This is a genomic window from Microbacterium testaceum StLB037 (genome assembly GCF_900104345.1).
Lineage (GTDB): Bacteria > Actinomycetota > Actinomycetes > Actinomycetales > Microbacteriaceae > Microbacterium > Microbacterium testaceum_A.
On sequence record NZ_FNJN01000003.1, the window covers coordinates 335455 to 356136 of the forward strand.

Consider the following 20682-nt stretch of genomic DNA (forward strand, 5'->3'; position numbering starts at 1 on the left):
AACCGCTCCCACGGTGCCGAGGCACAGCCCCCTCGCGCACTCGCACGGGACGGGGAACGCAGAGCCTGCCCCCGAACCGAGCCACCATTATGCGCGTCGGAGTGGAACCCCGCCACCCCCGGTTGCGAGGGGCCGCGCGGGCATAGTGTCCGACTCGACGCATGCGTCCCGGCATCCCTCCCTCTCGCCGTCAGGCGGTCCTGCTCGAAGGAATCGATGAGCCTCTCGTCCGACCACGCGATGCCCCACGCGGGCGACATCCTCGGCGGCCGTTACATCCTGCGCGAGCGGATCGGCGCCGGCGGGATGGGGCGCGTCTTCCGCGCGCGTGACGAGGTGCTCGCGCGCGACGTGGCCATCAAGATCTTCTACGCCGACGCCGCAGACGAACCCGAACCCTTCCGCCGGATGTCGGAGGCGCGCGCCCTCGCGGCCCTCGCGCACCCCTCGCTCGTCACCCTGTACGACGCTCGACTCACTGGCGACGACCAGGTGTACCTCGTGATGGAGCTCGTCGACGGCCCGTCGCTGCAGCGGCGCATCGAGCAGGGCCCTCTCGCATCCGCCGAGGTCGCGGGGATCGTGGCCGACCTCGCGGCGGCGCTCACGGTGGTGCACGACGCGGGCATCGTGCACCGTGACGTCAAGCCGTCCAACGTGCTGCTGCGGCCCGTGCGAGGCGGGGTGCGTTCGCACGAGGCCGTGCTCGCGGACTTCGGCGTCGCACGTCTGATCGGCGCGACACGACTGACCACCCCCGGAACCGTCATCGGGACGGCCGCCTATCTGGCCCCGGAGCAGGTACGCGGGGAGGCGCCCCGTGCCGCGTCGGACGTCTACGCGCTCGGGCTCCTCGCCATCGAGGCGCTCACGCGCCTGCACCCCTTCGGGGGAGGGACGCTGCAAGAGACACTGTTGGCTCGCCTCGCTCGTCAGCCCGAGATTCCGGGGTCGTACGGCTTCGAGTGGCAGTCCCTGCTGACGTCCATGACCGCTTTCGATCCCGACGAACGGCCCACCGCGGCGAACGTGGTCGAGCGCGCCGAGGCCCTGGCCTTCGAGACGGGTGAGACCGTGACTGCTGCGCCGGCGGCGTCATGGGCGATGCCGACCGCGTTGACGACTGCCCCCGTCACCCCGCCTGCCGCGCGCGCCGAGCCGGTGGCGCCGGTGGGCGCGGCTGCGATGTCGACGACTCTCCCGCGCTCCAACGCTGAGACGACCGCACCGGTGTCGGCCGCCGCGTCGGTGGGAGCCGGCAGCGTACCCGCGACGTCGGCTCGCGCCCCCCGTTCGCGGCGACGCCGCGTGCTGTGGGCCGGAGCCGCCGCAGGCGCTGCCCTCGTCATCGGTGGGCACGTCATGGCCTTCTCGCTCGGCGCCGGATCCGACATGACCACGGACCGTGTCTCGACCCCGGCGCCTTCGTCGACGCCGGGCCCCGTCGTGGCCGAGAACGTCCCCTCGTCCGTCGAGCCGGTGTCGAACACGGATGCCGAGACCCCGCCGCCGGCGAAAGACCCCGGCACCTCCCAGCCCACGCAGCCGTCCCCCGCCCCGCCCGTCGTCGAGGCGCCGGGTGGCGGGGTCTCGCAGCCCGGTCAGGGCTCGCCCGGCTCCGGTGGCTCCGCCGTCGTCGATCCGGCGCCCGACACCCCTGCACCGGGCGGCGACACCGCGGTCCCGACGCCGAGCACCTCCCCCTCCCCCGGAGCGAGCACCGGCACGGCGCCGGGCGCGGGCGCACCGGGCAAAGGCAACGGGAACGGCAACGGCAAGGGGAACGGCGCGAACAACGGCAAGGGGCCAGGCGCAGGGCAGATCGCAGACGTCCCGGCGAACTAGCGGATTCCCCGGTCCGCTCAAAGGCGCGCCTTCCGCTCGCGCCGTCATGCGATTCGCGTGTCGAGCCGCGCTCGGCGGTGACCTCTGGGCACTCCAGAGCTCATTGCCGTTTCGAAAGGCCTCGTGCAACGGCGAAGGCCCGACGCTGATGCGTCGGGCCTTGCGTTGGCTCCCCGGCTTGGACTCGAACCAAGAACCTATCGGTTAACAGCCGATTGCTCTGCCAATTGAGCTACCGAGGATCAGGCTCACCTTGCGGCGGGCAACCCCACGATACTAACAGCACGCGGGGGCGGCGGAAAAATCAACCGGCCGAAATCCGCCTCTCGGGCGTGCCGTCGGGTGTCCACTGCACGGCCTGGTCGCCATGACCGAGTCCGACGGCGTGACCGGCGTGCAGCACGAGGACATCGGCATCCAGGTCTTTCGGCGCTTCTGCGTCGTTCGTCACGATGAGCGATGCCATGCCGCGCTCGTCGCGACGCCGCGTGATGGACGCGCGAGCCGCGGCGCGCACCTCGAGGTCGAGGTTGGCGTACAGGTCGTCGGCGACGAACAGACGCGGCTCGAGCACGAGGGCGCGAGCGAGAGCGACGCGCTGACGCATGCCGGCGCTGAGCTCGTAGGGGTACTTCGGCGCCGTGCCGAGCGGCAGTTCCATCTCGTCCAGCAGCGTGGCCACGCGCACCGCGAGAGCCCGCGAGTTGACTTTGCGGTCGCGGCTCGTGATGGGCTCGGCGATCACGTCCTGCACGGTCAAGCGCGAGGGAAGCGCGGCTCCGGCCCCCTGCGGCAGGTAGCCGGTGTGGAAGACCCACTCGCGGCGGGCGCGGCCGGGTCTGCGGGCCGAGATGCCGTGCACGCGCGCGTCTCCCCCGACCACCGTCAGCCCGTCGTCGGGGTGGCCCGCGAGGAGCGAGACGAGCGAGGTCTTGCCCGATCCCGTCGCTCCCTGCACGATCATCGTGCGCGCGGCGGGCAGGGTGAAGGTGATCCCGTCGATCACGCGCACGCCGCTGCGCGCCAGAGACAGGTCGTCGGCTCGAAGGGCGACGTCGGTGTCGAGGGTCCGGGGCATTCCCTCATCCTCCCCGACGAGCACGAGCGATGCCAGCGGCGCGCGGCAGCAAGCCGTCAGGTCGCGACGAGTCGCTGACGATCGGCGTCCAGCTCGCGCAGGCGGAAGCGCAGTCTCTTGCCCTCGTCGGAATCGGCGGGAACCCGCTGGATGCCGCGGAGCAATTCGTTCTTCTCGCGCTCGAGCTCGCGCACGAGCAGGCCCCGCGCGAGGTCGTTCGCCGAGGCGACAGCTCCCTCTTCGGTGCGCGCCGGGAACTCGGCGGTCAGCAACTCCGCCGCGAGCGACCGGAAGGGCTCGCGGACGGCCTCGACCGCGGCGACGGCCCAGCCGGGTTGGGACAGGTCGGTGGATGCCAGGGCACTGCGAACGGCCTCGAGCGCGGGATGGCTGAATGGCGTCTGCAGCGCCCGCAGGAACACGTCCGGCTCGATGCGGTGGCCGTACTGGAGGAAGGCCATCATCGCGCCGCGTTCGAGGGCGACATCGCGATTGTTCGGGAGCGATGCCATCGTGACCGAGATCGCGATCGGTGCGGGCTCGCTGTCTCTCCGCGTCTCGCGCTTCTCGGCGCGGTCGGCGCCGCGGGCCGCGCGCTCGACGGCCGACTGCACCTCGGGCATGTCGAGACCGAGGCGGCGTGCGAGCACGCGGACGTATCCCGGGCGGAGCGCGGGGTCGCGGATGTCGGCCACGATGGGCGCCGCCGCGCGCAGGGCGCCGGCCCGACCCTCGACGCTGGAGAGGTCGAAGTCCTTGAGGCGCTGATCGATGACGAACTCGAACATGGGCGCCTTGTTCTCCATCAACGCGCGCACGGCTCCGTCGCCGCGCTGCAGGCGCAGGTCGCACGGATCGAGGCCCTCGGGGGCGACGGCGACGTACGTCTGCGCCGCGAAGCGCTTCTCATCGGCGAAGGCGCGTAGCGCCGCTTTCTGCCCCGCGGCATCCGGATCGAAGGTGAAGACGACCTCGCCCGACGAGCTGTCATCGCCCATCACTCGCCGCAGCACCGTGATGTGGTCGCTGCCGAAGGCGGTACCGCACGACGCGATCGCGGTGGTGATACCCGCGAGATGGCAGGCCATGACGTCGGTGTAGCCCTCGACCACGACGACCCGGTGCGACCGCGAGATGTCGCGCTTGGCGAGATCGAGGCCGTACAGTACCTGCGCCTTCTTGTAGATCGGCGTCTCGGGGGTGTTGAGGTACTTGGGGCCCTGGTCGTCGTCATAGAGCTTGCGCGCGCCGAAGCCGATGACCTGCCCGGTGACGTCGCGGATGGGCCAGACGAGCCGCCCGCGGAAGCGGTCGTAGACGCCGCGCTGCCCCTGCGAGACCAGCCCCGCCTGCAGCAGTTCGTCGCGGGTGAACTTCTGCGCGAGCAGGTGGTCCATGAGGTGCGACCAGCCCTTCGGGGCGTAGCCGACGCCGAAGTGAGCGGCCGCGCCCGCGTCGAACCCGCGATCGCCGAGGAAGCGGCGGCCGGTGTCGGCCTCGGGCGTCATGAGCTGTGCGCGGAAGTACTCCGCCGCCGCCGCGTTCGCGGCGTACAGGCGCGAGCGGCCGGTCGTTTCGGGCGCGGGCCCGCCGTCTTCGTAGTGCAGCGTGAATCCGACGCGCGCGGCCATGCGTTCGACGGCCTCGGTGAACGAGACGTGGTCCATCGCGCGGAGGAACGAGTACACGTCGCCCGATTCGCCGCAGCCGAAGCAGTGGTAGTACCCGACCTGCGGCCGCACGTGGAAGCTCGGGCTCCGCTCGTCGTGGAAGGGGCACAGGCCCTTCATCGACCCGACGCCCGCCGACTTCAGCGCGACGCGCTCACCGACGACATCGGCGATGTTGACCCGCGCCTTGACCTCGTCGACGTCGGACTGGCGGATGCGGGGCATCAGGCATCCGCTCCCCGGGCGGCGCGGGCGCCGGGAGCCCAGACGCCGAGCTCGGCGGCATCCACTTCTCCCACGAGCCGGCCGTGCCACGCGATCGCGAGCTGATCGGTCAGGCTCGCGACCTGGTCGACCACGACGCGGCGGCGCGCGGCGTCGTCGGTGGCCGCGGCGAAGTCGGGGGCGTGCAGGGCGTCGAGGGCGCCGGGGTTCTCCCAGAGGGCGGATGCCAAGCGCTTGAGAACGTGGCGCTGCTCGCGGTACAGCACCTTGCGGCCGTCGATCGACACGACGGTGGCGCCGATGATGCCCTTGAGCACCGCCATCTCGACCTCGACCTCGGCGGGCACGATGACGTGGGCGCGGTAGCGGGTCAGCTCGTCGGCGGGGTACGCCTCGCGCGTGGCGGCGGTGGCGGCGCGTGCGAAGCGGCCGATCAAGTCGGACGTGAGGTTCTTCAGCCGCGCGAGCGCGGGGCGCGTGCCGTCGAACGTGGTGATCCATTCGGGCATGGCCATGAGGCGCTCGAGGCCCGCGGCGAGGTCGTCGCGCACGAAGTCGTAGCCCACCCAGCGCTGGATCGCGTCGAGCAGGCCCTCGCGACCGACGCGCGAGGCGAGGCGGGCCGGGTCGACGTAACGGTTGACCATCGCGTCTTCGAAGTCGTGCACCGAGTAGGCGATGTCGTCCGAGAGGTCCATGACCTCGGCCTCGATGCAGCGCTGACGGGCGGGGGCTCCGCCGCGCATCCAGTGGAACACCGGCTCGTCGTCGGGGTAGACGCCGAACTTCAAGCGGCCGCCCGGGTCGGGCACCGGCTCGTCGACCGTCCACGGGTACTTGCACGTGGCGTCGAGGCTCGCGCGGGTGAGGTTGAGGCCGTACGGCTCGCCGTCGGCGCCGAACGACTTCGGTTCGAGGCGCGTGAGGATGCGCAGGGTCTGCGCGTTGCCCTCGAATCCGCCGATGTCTTCGGCCCACTCGTTGAGCGCACGCTCGCCGTTGTGGCCGAAGGGCGGGTGTCCGAGGTCGTGGCTCAAGCACGCGGTGTCGACGACGTCGGGCGACAGCTGCAGGGCCGTCGCGAGCTCACGTCCCACCTGCGCGACCTCGAGCGAGTGCGTGAGGCGGTTGCGGGCGAAGTCGGCGGGGCTCGCGGGACTGAGCACCTGAGTCTTCGCGGCGAGGCGGCGCAGCGCCGCGGAGTGCAGCACGCGGGCGCGATCGCGCGCGAAGTCGTCGCGCTGGGAGCGGTGGTTCTCGACGTGGAAGCGCGCCGCGTCGACGTCGTCGTAGCCGAGCGGTCGAGCGACCGCCGGCGACGCCTCAACCGCCACTGTGGTGCAACTCCGCGTCGGCGAGCGCGCGACCGGCATCGTGGCCGATCTCGCGGGAGTCGAGCCAGCCGTCGGGAAGGGCCGGGCGCTTCGGCGTGCCCGCACGACCGCGCTGCCCCTCGGCCGCTGCACCCGGGTACGGGGCGTCGAGTTCCATCGTGGCCAGCAGCTCGTCGATCTCGTCGAGGGTCGACGCGGTCGCGAGGCTCGCGCGCAGCTCGCCTCCGACGGGGTAGCCCTTGAAGTACCAGGCGACGTGCTTGCGAATGTCACGGCATCCGCGCCCCTCGTCTTCGAAGAACTCCACGAGCAGTTCGGCGTGACGACGGAAGGCTTTCGCGACGAAACCGAGCGTGGCGTCGACGGGCTCGCCGTGGGCGGCACCCGGTCCCCCCAGCGCGCGCGCCAGGTCGCCGAACAGCCACGGGCGGCCGAGGCAGCCGCGGCCGACGACGACGCCGTCGCAGCCGGTCTCGTCCATCATGCGCACGGCGTCATCGGCCGACCAGATGTCGCCGTTGCCGAGCACCGGAACGCTCGTGACCGTCTCTTTGAGCGTGGTGATCGCCGCCCAGTCGGCCTGACCCGAGTAGAACTCGGATGCCGTGCGGGCGTGCAGCGCGATCGAGGCGACGCCCGCGCCCTCGGCGATGCGCCCGGCCTCGAGGTAGGTGAGGTGGTCGGCGTCGATGCCCTTGCGCATCTTGATGGTCAGCGGCTTGTCGCCCGCGGCCTTGACGGCGCGTTCGACGATCTCGCGGAACAGCGAGGTCTTCCACGGCAGGGCCGCTCCCCCGCCGCGTCGCGTGACCTTGGGCACGGGGCAGCCGAAGTTGAGGTCGATGTGGTCGGCGTGGTCTTCGGCGACGATCATCTGCACCGCGGCCTCGACGGTGGACGGGTCGACGCCGTAGAGCTGAATCGAACGCGGGGTCTCGGACTCATGATGCTGGATGAGTCGCATCGTCGTCTCGTTGCGCTCGACCAGCGCGCGGGTCGTGATCATCTCGCTCACGTAGAGCCCGGCACCGTACTCGCGACACAGGCGGCGGAACGCCGTGTTCGTGATGCCGGCCATCGGGGCGAGCACGACGGGAGCGTCGAGTTCGATGTTGCCGATGCGGAGGGACCGCGTCGGAGCCATTACCGTATTCACTTCACCATTCTCCCAGACGGATAACGACAGCGGTGCCCGCTCCCGGCGAATCGGAAACGGGCACCGCTGTGGAGGAGCCTCACGCGTCGGCGGTCTCCGTGGCCTCGCGACGCTCGCCCCACACCTGGCGGGCGATCTGGCTGAAGGCCTCGACCGGCTGCGCGCCACTGACGCCGTACTTGCCGTCGATGACGAAGAAGGGCACGCCGGTGATGCCGAACTGGCGGGCCTGCTCCTGGTCGGCGCGGACGGCCGCGCGGAAGCGCTGCGAGGCGAGGGCCTCGCGGGCCTCCGCCTCGTCGAGACCGACCTCGACCGCGAGGGCGACGAGGTCGTCGTCGCGACCGACGTGCTTTCCCTCGAGGAAGTACGCCGACATGAGCACCTCGGCGAGCTCGAGCTGCTTGCCGTTCTCCTTCGCGAAGTGCAGCAGTTCGTGCGCCTTCACAGTGTTGGTGTGCTTGAGGATGTCGAAGCGGTATGCGAGGCCGGCATCGGCGGCGACGCCGGTCACGCGGTCGAGCATCTCGCGAGCGGACTCGGGCGAGATGCCCTTGTGCTGCGAGAGGTAATCGACCTCTCCCCCGTCGAAGTCCTCGGGGGTGTCGGGCGAGAGCTCGAACGAGTGGTACTCGATCTCGACGACCGGGGCGTCGTCGTCAGCGGCCGTGGCGGCCAGGCCGTTCTCGAGGTTTCGCTTGCCGATGTAGCACCAGGGGCAAGCGATGTCACTCCACACGTCGATCTTGATGGCATCCGTCATATCGCGTGCAACCTTTCGAATCGCCGATCTATTCCGTCAACGGCATCGATCACGTCGTCGGCTTGTCCACAGCCCCGCCGAACCGGCGATCGCGCGACTGGTAGTGCCCGATGGCCTCCCACAGGTGCGTGCGACGGAAGTCGGGCCACAGGGTGTCGAGGAACACCATCTCGGCGTATGCCGACTCCCAGAGCAGGAAGTTCGAGGTGCGCTGCTCGCCGCTCGAGCGCACGAACAGGTCGACGTCGGGCATGTCGGGCTGGTACAGGTTCTTGCGGATGAGCTTCTCGGTCACGGCCGAGGGCTTGAGCTTGCCGGACGCGATGTCGTCGCCGATGCGGCGCACGGCATCCACGATCTCGACGCGACCGCCGTAGTTGACGCACATCGTCAGGGTCAGGGTGGAGTTGCCCTCGGTGAGACGTTCGGCGTGCTGCAGCTCTTTGATGACCGAGCCCCACAGGCGCGGCTTGCGACCCGACCAGCGGATGCGCACACCCCACTCGTTGAGCTGATCGCGGCGGCGGTGCAGCACCTCGCGGTTGAATCCCATGAGGAAGCGCACCTCGTCGGGTGAGCGCGACCAGTTCTCGGTCGAGAAAGCGTAGACCGACAGGTGCTTCACGCCCGCCTGGATGGCGCCGGCCACGACGTCCAGCAGCGCAGCCTCTCCCGCGCGATGGCCCTCGACACGGGTCAAGCCCTGCCGGTTGGCCCAGCGACCGTTGCCGTCCATCACGATCGCGACGTGCTCGGGAACCGCGCCCTTCGGGAAGGCCGGCGGGTACTCGCCCGTCCAGTCGAGGGGGCGGTACGGCACGGCGTCGCGGTGCGTGAACGGCTTGGGTGTCATCGATGCGACTCCAGGTGCGAGAGGGAGCGGATGCCGCGCTCCAGGTGGAACTGCGCGTACGCGGCCACGAGGCCCGAGGCCGCCGCGATCGTGCGACCGGGGGCGGCGTCGATCGTCTCCCACTCCCCGGCCATCAGGGCGCGGAGCATGTCGACCGTGTCGCGTGCGACGCGCGGCGAGCCCGCGGGGGCGCAGGTCGAGCAGACGACCCCGCCGAGCTGCGGGAGGAAGTAATCGTGGTCGCCGATAGTGCCGCAGCGTGCGCACTCGGTCAGACCGGGCGCCCACCCCGACAGCGCCATCGCGCGCAGGAGGTACGAGTCGAGCACGCTGCGCTCGGAATGCTCACCGCGGGCGAGGGATCGCAGTCCACCGACCAGCAGCAGGTATTGCTGGGGCGTCGCCTCGGCCTCGTTGAGGCGATCGGCGGTCTCGACCATGGCGCTGGCCGTGGTGTAGACGTCGTAGTCCGCCACGATCTCGGCCCCGTACGACCCGAGCGACTCGGCCTGCTGCACGATATCGAGGTTGCGCCCCTTGAACAGCTGCACGTCGGCGACCATGAACGGCTCGAGGCGCGAACCGAACTTCGACGAGGTGCGGCGCACGCCCTTCGCGACCGCGCGGATCTTGCCGTTGCGGCGGCTGAGCAGGGTGAGGATGCGGTCCGCCTCCCCGAGCTTGTGGGTACGCAGGACCACGACTTCGTCGCGGTAGGTGGGCACAGTCCATTATCCGCCCGCTCCCCCGGGAAGCGGCTGCGCGTCGCCCTGGCGCGCCGCCAGGCTCAGCGGGCGGTCGCCGCTCTCTGCTGAAGGGGCCACGACCCGTCGGGAATCGGCAGGTCGGGGCGGGTGTGCTGCAAGAAGTCGATCAGCTGGGGGTAGCCCAGCATGAGTCGGGTCGCACCGAATCGGGTCGTGCCCTCCGTCTTCGCGAGGATGCCGCCGAACCGGTCGCCGGGGTTCGGCTCCAACCGGGTGATCTCGGCCAGCGGCACCGCGTTCGGTCCGCGCACCAGACCGAACGACCACACGGAGTCGGGGGTGACCTCGAGACGCATCCGCTTCATGCCCCGGGCGAGGAGGGTGAACAGGATGCCCCCGACGAGCATCGCCGCCCCCGCGATGACCATTCCGATCTCAGGGTCGCGGACGAAGGCGGCCGCCAATAGGAGCATGACCGCCAACGGGAGGACGGCGATGCCGACGGTGCGGATGAGCACGCGCTGCCACATCCGCGTCGAGACCACGAAGAGCACGCCCTCTCGGGTGGCGCGCGCGGTCGCGCGCGAAGGCGATCGCCTGATGATCGCGGTGACAATGGTGGTGATGACTCCCGCGATGAGTACGGCGACGGCCACACTCGAATTCGCCCCCCCGTGCATGTGCGTTCCTTTTCCGCGGTTGCTGACCGCCTCGACACTCCAGGCGCATCGGATCAGCCCCCTCACCGATACAACCGCACACTCGTCACGCGCGTCACCGCTGGACGTGGGCTCGCGCGCGGTGCTAACGCGCGCTGCTCAGCGGTCGCGATTGCACCGCCAGCTGGGCTGACCCCATTCGAGGAACCATCGCAGCCCGCGAGGCGTTCCGCGCCTCGGTCGCAGGTGATCGGCGCGAGCGCTGTCGTACAGCTCGGCGGGCAGCGTCACGTGCGGGTCGGTGGCGAGGGGCGGGAGGTGCTTCTCGATCACCGAAGGCAATGTGCGCATCCCCGCCCATCCGGAGGGGATCGCCCGTATCCGGCACCCTCGGCGGTGAGACTGAGCCGCCAGTCGTCATCGATGGTTATCAGTTTCGCCGCGCTGAGCGCTCCCGCGGTGGCCTCGAGGGTTTCCCGGCTCGGCATGCCCACCTGGACCATGTCCCACGTCGAGAGGATGCCGCGAATCGTCGATCGGCGCTTCTTCCCTGGTGTCAGCGCCGTGAGAAGGGTCGCGGCATCCGAGCGGAGGTACGCGGGGTCCATACGCGGAGACTATGCCGCGCCTCCCCCCGTGCTCGAACCCCTTCCCGGAGAATGGATGCCGTGAACGCCTCGGTCTTCGTCATCCCCCTGTGGGCGGATCTCACCGCCGTCGCCCTGGGTGGTGTGCAGGGCGCGCTGTTCGCGTCCGGCTTCCAGGGGCAGCGGCGCCTCGATCTGCTCGGGGTGGCGATCATCGGCATCCTGCTCGGCATGGGCGGTGGTCTCATCCGCGATCTGCTGCTGGGGCTCACCCCCGCGACGCTGCAGAGCAACTGGTACCTGATCACCGCGACGCTCGCCTCGATCGTCGGCATGCTGCTGTCGGGGATCTTCCAGCGGCTGAACCGCGCGATCGTCATGCTCGACGCCGTGGTGATCGGCCTGTTCGGCGCCTTCGGCACGTCGAAGGCGCTCGCCCTCGGCATGCCGGCGGTTCCCGCGGTGTTCGTCGGCGTGCTCGCCGCGGCCGGGGGCAGCGTGCTGCGCGACGTGCTGATGGGGCTGCCGGTCGCGATCATGCACGTCGGTTCGCTGTACGCGGTCGCCGCCGGTGGCGGGTGCGTCGTGTTGGCGACCACCGCGGCGTTCGGGGTGCCGCTTCCGGTCGCGGCGGTGATCGGCGTGATCGTGACGACGATCATCCGCGTTCTCGCCGTGATCTTCGACCTCTCGCTACCCGAGCAGCGCAAGATCTACCGCCGCAAGGTCGCGGTCGAGACTACCGGCATCCCGATCATCCGGGTCGACGAGTCGGAGTGAGCCAGGCGCCGCGCGCGTGAGGGGTCATCTCGTGTCGCCTGGCCCGGGCGGAAGCGACAGTTTCCGACCCCTCACGCGATGCGGCGGGGCCTGCGCGCGCGGGGGTCATCTTGTGTCGCCTGGAACAGGCGGAAGCGACAGTTTCCGACCCCTCACGCGGGGATGCGCCGTCAGGCGAGGGGCGTGACGTCGTCGCCGACGCGGATCGTGCCGCCGTCGGCGACCGGCAGCAGCAGGATGCCCAGCGTCGGCTCGGACTGACCGAACTCCGTGGTCAGCACGCGCAGCAGCCGGGCGTCGCGCACCCCCGTGTCGGGGTTCGCGGTGATCGCGGCGCAGCGCTCGATCGGCTTCTGCACCTCGAACTCGACCTCGCCGATCCGCACGCGGCCCCGCCACTCGAGTTCGCCCCACGGCGCGGTGCCGCCGACGACGATGTTCGAGCGGAAGCGGCGATCGTCGACGGGCGCGGGCACCGCGGCATCCACCTCTTCGACCGAGGCGGCGCCATGCAGCGAGATGAATCCGCGCGGGCGGTCCTGGAAGCGTGCGGTGCGACCGTCACCGAGAAGACCCAGGGGCAGGATGCCGTCGGCCTCGAGCAGCTTCGCATCGCTCGTCGTGCGCAGATAGGCGGTGACCGCTTTGCTGAGTCGGGCGCGGCCCTCGTCGCTGAGATCGGCGGTGACGTCGATGTCGTCGACCCGGAGCCGCAGCGTCAGCGCCTCATCGTCGAGGGCGAGCTCGACGCGCGCCAACGTCGGGAAGGTCATGAGCGCGAGTCCGCGACTCTTGGGGAACGTGGCATCCGCCGGCTCGAGGGCATCGGCGAAGCGGAACACGAGCGAGCGGTCCCCCTGAACACGGCCGTCGTCCTGGATGACGAGGCTGTCGCGTTCCTCGGGCGTGAAGCCCTTCACGGGGTAGCGGTAGAGGGCGTCGACACGGATCACGGTCTCATCCTCGCATCGACGCCCACTCGCGATCACCAGCGGGCGAGAACCTCGCCGTGCGGCAGCAGGATCCACCCGTCGGGGTGCTCGGCCCACTCGCGCCACGCGTCCGAGATGCGCTGCAGCTGCGCGTCGTCGGCCAGGCCGAGGCGCTTCGCGTGTCCGGCGAACGCGGAGGCGAGAACGCGATCGGCCCACATGCCGCCCCACCACGCGCGCTTATCGGGGGTGTCGAACACCCATACGCTCGCGCTGGCCTCGATGCGGGTGAACCCCGCCTCGCGGGCCCACGCCTTGAGCCGCCGACCCGCGTCGGGCTCGCCCGACGAGCCGCGGTGCACGCCGTGGTAGATCTCGAGCCAGTCGTCGAGGGCGGGGATGAGCGGATGCCAGATCACGCCGCCGTAATCGACGTCGCGCACCGCGACCAGTCCGTCGGGCCCGGCGACGCGGCGGAACTCCCGCAGGGCGTCGACGGGACGCTCGAGGTGCTGCAGCACCTGGTGGGCGTGGACGATGTCGAACGAAGCGTCGGGCACGTCGAGGGCGTAGGCGTCGCCGGTGCGGAAGGTCACATTCGTGCGCTCCCCCGCGGCGGCGCGGGCGACCTCGACGACGCCCGACGAGGCATCCACCCCGACGACCTCTCCCGGGAAGACCCGGTCGGCGAGGTCGACGGTGATGGAGCCGGGGCCGGCGCCCACATCGAGGATGCGGGTGCCGGCCGACAGCGAAGACACCAGATAGGCCGCCGAATCGGCGACGGTGCGCACGGCGTGGGAACGCAGCACGCTCTCGTGGTGTCCGTGGGCGTAGGCCACGGTCTTCGTCTCTTTCGCGCGGGTCAGACTCCGGCCAGGGCGCCGGAGTCCTGACGGGTGCGAATCGCGCGGTTCACGCCCGACACGATCGCCTTGAGCGACGCGGTCGAGATGTCGCCGTCGATGCCCACGCCCCACAGGCGCTGGTCGTCGACCTGCAGCTCGACGTAGGCCGCGGCCTGCGCGTCGCCGCCCGAGCTGAGAGCGTGCTCGACGTAGTCGTACAGCGTCACATCGAACCCCTGTGCGCGCACGATCTCGAGGAAGGCTGCGACGGGACCGTTGCCCACGGCCGAGGCCGGGTGCGTGGTGTCGCCGTCGCGCAGCGAGACGTCGAGGTGTACGTCGCCCGACATGTCGCTCGACGAGCGCGTCGACAGCAGCTCGAAGCGGCCCCAGCGCTGGTCGTCGACGGTCGACGGCAGGTACTCGTCGTTGAAGATGTCCCAGATCTGCGCGCTCGAGACCTCGCCGCCCTCGGCATCCGTCCGCGCCTGCACGACGCCCGAGAACTCGATCTGGAGCTTGCGGGGCAGGTCGATCGCGTGGTCGGCCTTCAGCAGGTACGCGACGCCGCCCTTGCCCGACTGCGAGTTGACGCGGATGACCGCCTCGTACGACCGGCCCAGATCCTTCGGGTCGATCGGCAGGTAGGGAACGGCCCACTCGATCTCGTCGACGGTCTTTCCCTCGGCGGTCGCGCGGGCCTCCATCGCCTCGAAGCCCTTCTTGATGGCGTCCTGGTGCGACCCGCTGAACGCGGTGAAGACGAGGTCGCCGGCCCAGGGGCTGCGCTCGGGAACGGGCAGCTGGTTGCAGTACTCGACCGTGCGCTTGACCTGGTCGATGTCACTGAAGTCGATCTGCGGATCGATGCCCTGCGTCAGCAGGTTGATGCCGAGGGCGACCAGGTCGACGTTGCCGGTGCGCTCACCGTTGCCGAACAAGCAGCCCTCGATGCGGTCGGCGCCGGCCATGTAGCCCAGCTCCGCGGCGGCCACGGCGGTGCCGCGGTCGTTGTGGGGGTGCAGCGACAGGATGACGTTCTCGCGGTGGTTCAGGTGGCGCGACATCCACTCGATCGAGTCGGCGTAGACGTTGGGCGTGGCCATCTCGACCGTGGCGGGCAGATTCAGGATGACCTTGCGCTCGGCGGTCGGCTCGAAGACCTCGAGCACCTCGTTGCAGATGCGCAGGGCGAACTCGAGCTCGGTGCCCGTGTAGCTCTCGGGCGAGTACTCGTAGTAGACCTCGGTCTGGGGAATCGTCGCCTCGTACTTCTTGCACAGGCGCGCGCCCTCGAGCGCGATGTCGACGATGCCCTGCTCGTCGGTGCGGAACACGACCTCGCGCTGCAGCACGCTCGTGGAGTTGTACAGGTGCACGATGGCCTGCTTGGCGCCGGCGATCGCCTCGTAGGTGCGGGCGATCAGGTGCTCGCGCGCCTGGGTCAGCACCTGGATGGTGACGTCGTCGGGGATCAGGTTCTCGTCGATGAGCTGACGGACGAAGTCGAAGTCGGTCTGGCTCGCGCTCGGGAAGCCGACCTCGATCTCCTTGTAGCCCATCTTCACGAGGAGGTCGAACATGACGCGCTTGCGCTCGGGGCTCATCGGGTCGATCAACGCCTGGTTGCCGTCGCGCAGGTCGACGGCGCACCAGCGGGGTGCGGCCTCGATGCGCGTGGACGGCCACGTGCGATCGGGCAGGTCGACCCGGATCTGCTCGTGGAAGGGACGGTACTTGTGCACCGGAGCGGACGTGGGCTTCTGGGTGTTCTTCATGATGTGTCGCTTCTTTAGATTCGTTCGGTGGGGCCGACGACGATCTCCGCGACGAGGAAGGCCCTTAGATCGAGGACTCGTCGCGGCAACTAAGAAGAAGCTGGCCACCGAAGCGCATGGAGCGATCGTAGCAGTCCCTCACGAGGCGCTCCGTCGGGCGGCCGCCCACTCGCGGTCGAGCACGGCGTAGACGAGCAAGTCGCTCCACCGGCCCTTGAACCACTCGTTCTCGACGAAGTGCGCTTCGCGCCGCATGCCGAGCCGTTCAGCGAGGGCCGCCGAGCGGACGTTGTCGGCGTCGATCTGCGCCGTCAGCCGACGCAGTCCGTACACGTCGAATGCGGTGTCGATCAGCGCGCGCACCGCTTCGGTGGCGAGGCCTCGACCGGATGCCGCGGGGCTGACCACCCAGCCCACCTCGGCCGACCCGGCTCCGGCATCGAGGTGGAAGAGCACGAGGTCGCCGATCGCCGCGCCGTCGTCGACGCGCTCGATCACGAGCATCACGCCGCCGCGCTCGCCCTCGAGACTCGTTCCGCCCATCAGATGGCCGTTCCGGGCACGGATGTCGTCGGGCGACTGCGGCTCGAACGGGAGGAAACGGCAGACCTCGGCGTCACCGCGGTACGCAGCCATGGCCTCGAGGTCACGCTCTTCGAACGGGCGCAGGCGCACCCGCTCGCTGGTCACCTCAAGGGTCTCGGGCGCTGGCGGCAGGACGAACGGCGACGCGCTCACGGCAGCAGGGCGACCTTTCCGCCGGGGTGGCCGTCCATGACGAAGCGCACAGCGGCGATGGCCTCGGCCAGGGGGTAGGTGCGCGCGACGGGAACCTCGAGGACTCCGGATGCCGCAAGCTCGAGCACCCGCGCACGCGCGATGTCGCGGAAACGGGCGCTCTCGGGCCGCGCTCCGGCGATCCAGAGGAACCCGTCGGCTTTCGCGCGCTCGGGATCGACGATCGTGACGATGCGGTCGCGTTCCGACACGAGGGCGAGAGAGACGTCGATGGCCTCGTCGCTGCCCACGGCATCCCACGCGGCGGCGATCGGGGCGCCGTCGGCCGCCTCTTCGACGCGCCCGCGCAGGCCGTCGCCGTAGGCCACCGGGATGCCGCCGTAGCGACGGACGCGTTCGGCCGAGTCCTCGGCATCCGGCCCCACCGTGCCGATCACGCGGACGCCGAGCTCGCGCGCCTGCTGGAGCAGGCTCACGCCCACCGCGCCCGAGGCCGCGTGCAGCAGAACCGTCTCGCCCTCGGTGACGCGGGTGACCTGGATCATCTCGGCAGCGGTCGTGCCCGCGAGCAGCAGGTTCGCCGCCTCGGCGTGCGAGAGGGTCGCGGGCTTGGCGAACACGTCGCGGGCCGGAACCGTGATGTCGGTCGCGTAGGCGCCCTGCACGCGGAACGCGACGACCTCGTCGCCGATCGTCAGCTCCCCCGAGCCGCCCACGGCATCCGGACCGACTGCCGTCACCTCGCCCGACAGCTCGTAGCCGATCGGCACGGGGAACTCCGCGCCGGGACGCGCCGAGGCGACGTGCTTCGCATCGGCCGGGTTCACGCCCGCCGCGTGCACGCGGATCGTCACCTCACCCGAGCCGGGGGGTGCGACCTCGACCTCGTCGAAGCTCCACTGATCGATGGGCCCGGGAGCCGGAGCCGTCCACCTCTTGGCCATGGTCACGCCTTTCGTTTCGCGTCGTCGCCGCTGAGCGTAGCCCCCGGCCTGAGGTGTGCTGCCCGGGTCGGTCAGAAGCCCAGGCGGCCGAGCTGCTTCGGGTCGCGCTGCCACTCCTTGGCCACGCGGACGTGGAGCGAGAGGTAGACGCGTCCGCCGACGAGCGGCTCGATGCCGGCGCGTGCGCGTGCACCCACGTCGGCCAGGCGCGAGCCCTTCTTGCCGATGATGATCGCCTTCTGGCTGTCGCGCTCGACGACGATGTTGGCCCACACGTCGGTGAGGTCGCTGTCTTCGCGCTTGGCGACGTCGTCGACGGTCACGGCGATCGAGTGCGGGAGCTCGTCACGCACGCCGTGGAGGGCGGCCTCGCGGATGATCTCCGCGATGCGGTCGTCGAGGGCCTCGTCGGTGACCACATCGTCGTCGTACAGAGCGGGCCCGACCGGCATGAGGGCGAGCAACTCATCGCTCAGCACGTCGAGTTGGTCGTTCGTCACGGCCGAGAGCGGGATCACCGCGGCCCAGTCCTCGCGCAGGGCGTCGACCTCGATGAGGCGCTCGGTGATCTGATCCCGCGTCGCGGCGTCGGTCTTGGTCACCAGAGCGACCTTCTTGGCCCGCGGGTAGCCGGAGAGCGACTCGGCGATCCGGCGATCTCCGGGGCCGACCTTTTCGGTCGCGGGTGCGCAGAACGCGATCACGTCGACGTCGCCGAGCACCTGCTCGACGAGGTCGTTGAGCCGCTGGCCGAGCAGGGTACGGGGGCGGTGGATGCCGGGGGTGTCGACGACCACGAGCTGGCCGCCCGGGCGATTGACGATGCCGCGGATGGCGCGGCGGGTGGTCTGCGGCTTGTCGCTCGTGATGGCGACCTTCTCGCCCACGAGGGCGTTGGTCAGCGTGGACTTGCCGACGTTCGGCCGGCCCACGAAGGTCACGAAACCGGATCGGGTGTCGGTCATCTGTCGTTCCTCTCACGCGACGAGGCGTCGGCCTCGACGTCTTCATCGTCCATCGTCTCAGCCCGTTCGACGATCACCGTCGCGATGCCCCGGTTGCGGCCGCGAGAGGCCCCGCCGGTCATCACGAGGCCGGAGTGCTCGGCGGTGGCGCCGGGCTGCGGGATACGGCCGAGCGCCTTCCCCAGAAGCCCGCCGATCGAGTCGACGTCTTCGTCGTCGAGCTCGAGACCGAACAGGTCGCCGACCTCGTCGAGGCCCAGCCGCGCGTTGACGCGGTATCGGCCGTCGGGCAGCTCCACGATCTCGGTCGAGGGGGCGTCGTACTCGTCGGCGATCTCGCCCACAAGCTCCTCGATGAGGTCTTCAAGGGTCACGAGACCCGCGACGCCGCCGTACTCGTCGACGACGAGGCACACGTGCACGGCGTCTTTCTTCATCTGCTGCAGCAACGTCTCGGCCTTCATCGACTCGGGGACGAAGACGGCCGGCCGCGCGATGCGACGGATCGGAGCATCACGCCACCCGGCCTCGTCGCGGAAGCCGAACTGGACGAGGTCCTTCAGGTACAGCACGCCCACGACATCGTCGGCTTCGTCGTCGGCGAGGGGGATGCGCGAGACGCCCTTCTCGAGGAAAAGGGCCAGGGCCTCGCGCGAGGTGGCAGTCGCGTCCACGCTCACCATGTCGGTGCGGGGCACCATGACCTCGCGCACATAGCGGTCGGTGAAGTCGAAGACCGAGTGGATGAGTTCGCGGTCGTCCTCTTCGATGAGTTCGTTCTCGGCCGCTTCGTCGATGATGCTGAGCAACTGCTCTTCCGACGCGAACGACGTCGAGTGCGCGACTCCCGGCGTGACGCGGTTCCCCACGGCCACGAGCCCGTGTGCGAGAGGTCCGAGCAGGATTCGCATCCCCCGGATGACGGGCGCGCCGCCTCGGAGGAGTCCCCGAGCGTGCTGGCGTCCGACCGAGCGGGGGCTCGCCCCGACGGCGACGAACGAGATGCCCGTCATCAGCACCGCCGCGGCCAGAACGGCGAGCAGGATGTTGTCGAAGATCAGCATGAACGCGGCGGCGACGAGCACGGCAGCGGTCGTCTCGGCCAGAACGCGGATGAACGAGACGGCGGTGACGTGGGCATTGGTGTCGTCGCCGATGCGGCGCAGTGCCCGAGCGTTACGGCCGCCCGATCCGAGCTCGATCAGATCGACTCTCGAGGTCACGCCCAGGGCCGCCTCGAACGCCGCCATCAGCCCGCCGAAGGCGACGAGCAGGAACGCGGCGACGAGGAGGAGGGCCTCGGTCATGCGCGGCGCTGGCGCTCGACGGCCTGGAAGCCGGCGATGAGCTCGCGCTGCAGCCCGAACATCTCGCGCTCCTCATCGGGCTCGGCGTGGTCGAAGCCGAGGAGGTGCAGCAGGCCGTGCGTGGTCAGCAGGATCAGTTCATCCTGCGTCGAGTGCTTCGCGGCGACCGCCTGGGTCTCGGCCACGGCCGGGCAGAGCACGATGTCGCCCAGCAGGCCCGCGGGGGTCGGCGCGTCTTCGGAGCCCGGACGCAGCTCGTCCATTGGGAAGCTCAGCACGTCGGTGGGGCCGGGCTCGTCCATCCACTGCACGTGCAGGGACTCCATGGCGCCCTCGTCGACGAGCACGATGGCCACGTCGGCGTCGGGGCTGACGTGCAGCTCCTGGAGGTTGAACTCCATCAGACGCAGCAGGACCTGCTCGTCGATCTGGTGGTCGGACTCGTTGTTGATCTCGATCGTCATGAGCGGTTTCGTCTCGGGAGGTGATCGCGGGGACCGGCGGCACCGGGGCCGCGTCGCTCCGCACGGGTGGCGAATTCTGAGGCCTCGTCGCGTTCGCGTCGAGCGGCCAGGCGCTTCTCGTCGTATTCGCTGTACGCGTCGACGATGCGGCCGACGAGGTTGTGTCGAACGACGTCGTCGCTGGTCAGGCGCGAGAAGTGGATGTCGTCGATGTCGTCGAGGACCCGCGTGACGAGGCGCAGGCCCGAGGCGCCCTGCGGAAGGTCGACCTGCGTGATGTCGCCAGTGACGACCATGCGCGTGCCGAAGCCCAGGCGCGTGAGGAACATCTTCATCTGCTCGGGCGTGGTGTTCTGCGCCTCGTCGAGCACGACGAACGAGTCGTTGAGCGTGCGCCCGCGCATGTAGGCCAGCGGGGCGACCTCGATCGTTCCCGTCGCCATTAGCTTGGGGACGATGTCGGGGTCCATCATCTCGTTGAGCGCGTCGTAGAGCGGCCGCAGGTACGGGTCGATCTTGTCGGTGAGCGTGCCGGGGAGGAACCCGAGCCGCTCCCCCGCCTCGACGGCGGGACGCGTGAGGATGATGCGGTTGACCTCTTTGCGCTGCAGCGCCTGCACGGCCTTCGCCATCGCGAGGTAGGTCTTGCCGGTACCGGCGGGGCCGATGCCGAACACGATCGTGTTCTCGTCGATCGCGTCGACGTACTCTTTTTGACCCGCGGTCTTGGGTCGGATGGTCTTTCCGCGCGACGACAGGATCGCCTCGCCCATGACCTCGGACGGACGGGGTCCGCCGTCGGAGCGCAGCATGCGATTCGAGCTGGTCACGTCGGCCGGGTCGAGTCCGTGACCCGAGCGGGTCATGCTGAGCAGTTCGTCGACGAGGCCGCGGGCCGCGCGCACCGCGTCGGGCGTGCCCGAGAGGGTGATCTCGTTGCCGCGCACGTGCACGTCGACGTCGGGGTGCTCCTTTTCGACGACGCGCAGCAGGCGATCCTGCGGGCCGAGCAGTTGCACCATGGCCACGCCGTCGACCTCGATGCGGTC

The 20682-nt window shown here is 70.1% G+C and carries 20 protein-coding genes and 1 tRNA gene; 2 read left to right on the forward strand and 19 right to left on the reverse strand.

The features are described from left to right. The first annotated feature begins 216 nt into the window (after positions 1–216). The gene (locus BLS25_RS07840; RefSeq protein WP_074695002.1) at positions 217–1845 is read left to right on the forward strand and encodes a serine/threonine-protein kinase; all 1629 of its coding nucleotides are present in this window, start codon (positions 217–219) and stop codon (positions 1843–1845) included. A gap of 166 nt (positions 1846–2011) precedes the next feature. On the opposite strand, the gene BLS25_RS07845 is transcribed toward BLS25_RS07840, so the two are convergent. From BLS25_RS07845 to BLS25_RS16620, 10 genes are all read right to left on the reverse strand, one after another. Beyond that, positions 2012–2087, reverse strand: a tRNA-Asn gene (locus tag BLS25_RS07845). A gap of 62 nt (positions 2088–2149) precedes the next feature. Beyond that, complete coding sequence (locus BLS25_RS07850; RefSeq protein ID WP_074695003.1) at positions 2150–2923, reverse strand: ATP-binding cassette domain-containing protein; 774 nt, start codon at positions 2921–2923, stop codon at positions 2150–2152. A 56-nt stretch (positions 2924–2979) separates the two neighbouring features. Continuing rightward, positions 2980–4818: a DNA primase gene (gene dnaG, locus BLS25_RS07855; protein ID WP_074695004.1), complete on the reverse strand. Its 1839-nt coding sequence runs from the start codon at positions 4816–4818 to the stop codon at positions 2980–2982. After that, on the reverse strand, positions 4818–6191 hold the full coding sequence (locus BLS25_RS07860; protein WP_371129320.1) for a deoxyguanosinetriphosphate triphosphohydrolase: 1374 nt from the start codon (positions 6189–6191) through the stop codon (positions 4818–4820). Before BLS25_RS07860 ends, dnaG begins: the two co-directional genes overlap by 1 nt. Beyond that, a complete protein-coding gene (gene dusB / locus BLS25_RS07865; protein WP_056231307.1) occupies positions 6142–7296 on the reverse strand; it encodes a tRNA dihydrouridine synthase DusB in 1155 nt (384 codons plus the stop codon). Before dusB ends, BLS25_RS07860 begins: the two co-directional genes overlap by 50 nt. 91 nt (positions 7297–7387) lie before the next feature. Beyond that, on the reverse strand, positions 7388–8071 hold the full coding sequence (locus BLS25_RS07870; RefSeq protein WP_056231304.1) for a DsbA family oxidoreductase: 684 nt from the start codon (positions 8069–8071) through the stop codon (positions 7388–7390). Positions 8072–8120: 49 nt separating this feature from the next. Further along, the gene (locus BLS25_RS07875; RefSeq protein ID WP_074695006.1) at positions 8121–8924 is read right to left on the reverse strand and encodes an isoprenyl transferase; all 804 of its coding nucleotides are present in this window, start codon (positions 8922–8924) and stop codon (positions 8121–8123) included. After that, complete coding sequence (gene recO / locus BLS25_RS07880) at positions 8921–9649, reverse strand: DNA repair protein RecO (protein ID WP_056231295.1); 729 nt, start codon at positions 9647–9649, stop codon at positions 8921–8923. The genes BLS25_RS07875 and recO overlap by 4 nt, the downstream gene beginning before the upstream one ends. 62 nt (positions 9650–9711) lie before the next feature. Then, a complete protein-coding gene (locus tag BLS25_RS07885; protein ID WP_074695007.1) occupies positions 9712–10287 on the reverse strand; it encodes a hypothetical protein in 576 nt (191 codons plus the stop codon). Positions 10288–10449: 162 nt separating this feature from the next. Next, entirely contained in the window at positions 10450–10641 is a 192-nt protein-coding gene (locus tag BLS25_RS16620) for a hypothetical protein (RefSeq protein ID WP_143017864.1), read from the reverse strand. A 308-nt stretch (positions 10642–10949) separates the two neighbouring features. Between BLS25_RS16620 and BLS25_RS07895 the strand changes: the two genes are divergently transcribed. Continuing rightward, the gene (locus BLS25_RS07895) at positions 10950–11657 is read left to right on the forward strand and encodes a trimeric intracellular cation channel family protein (protein WP_056231286.1); all 708 of its coding nucleotides are present in this window, start codon (positions 10950–10952) and stop codon (positions 11655–11657) included. Positions 11658–11827: 170 nt separating this feature from the next. On the opposite strand, the gene BLS25_RS07900 is transcribed toward BLS25_RS07895, so the two are convergent. From BLS25_RS07900 to BLS25_RS07940, 9 genes are all read right to left on the reverse strand, one after another. Continuing rightward, positions 11828–12610, reverse strand: coding sequence for an MOSC domain-containing protein (locus BLS25_RS07900; RefSeq protein WP_074695009.1), 783 nt, complete (start codon positions 12608–12610; stop codon positions 11828–11830). A 32-nt stretch (positions 12611–12642) separates the two neighbouring features. Then, complete coding sequence (locus tag BLS25_RS07905; protein ID WP_081349740.1) at positions 12643–13431, reverse strand: methyltransferase domain-containing protein; 789 nt, start codon at positions 13429–13431, stop codon at positions 12643–12645. 23 nt (positions 13432–13454) lie between these two features. Beyond that, the gene (gene leuA, locus BLS25_RS07910; RefSeq protein ID WP_074695010.1) at positions 13455–15215 is read right to left on the reverse strand and encodes a 2-isopropylmalate synthase; all 1761 of its coding nucleotides are present in this window, start codon (positions 15213–15215) and stop codon (positions 13455–13457) included. Positions 15216–15353: 138 nt separating this feature from the next. After that, entirely contained in the window at positions 15354–15953 is a 600-nt protein-coding gene (locus tag BLS25_RS07915) for a GNAT family N-acetyltransferase (RefSeq protein WP_081349741.1), read from the reverse strand. Beyond that, positions 15950–16897: a quinone oxidoreductase family protein gene (locus BLS25_RS07920; protein ID WP_074695011.1), complete on the reverse strand. Its 948-nt coding sequence runs from the start codon at positions 16895–16897 to the stop codon at positions 15950–15952. The genes BLS25_RS07915 and BLS25_RS07920 overlap by 4 nt, the downstream gene beginning before the upstream one ends. A gap of 71 nt (positions 16898–16968) precedes the next feature. Next, entirely contained in the window at positions 16969–17862 is an 894-nt protein-coding gene (era, locus tag BLS25_RS07925) for a GTPase Era (protein WP_056231267.1), read from the reverse strand. Further along, positions 17859–19169 carry a hemolysin family protein gene (locus tag BLS25_RS07930; protein WP_074695012.1) on the reverse strand — a complete coding sequence of 437 codons (1311 nt, stop codon included), beginning with the start codon at positions 19167–19169 and terminating at the stop codon, positions 17859–17861. Before BLS25_RS07930 ends, era begins: the two co-directional genes overlap by 4 nt. Beyond that, positions 19166–19633 carry an rRNA maturation RNase YbeY gene (gene ybeY, locus BLS25_RS07935; protein ID WP_074695013.1) on the reverse strand — a complete coding sequence of 156 codons (468 nt, stop codon included), beginning with the start codon at positions 19631–19633 and terminating at the stop codon, positions 19166–19168. Before ybeY ends, BLS25_RS07930 begins: the two co-directional genes overlap by 4 nt. Further along, the gene (locus BLS25_RS07940) at positions 19630–20655 is read right to left on the reverse strand and encodes a PhoH family protein (protein WP_235557024.1); all 1026 of its coding nucleotides are present in this window, start codon (positions 20653–20655) and stop codon (positions 19630–19632) included. The genes ybeY and BLS25_RS07940 overlap by 4 nt, the downstream gene beginning before the upstream one ends. Positions 20656–20682: the final 27 nt, after the last annotated feature.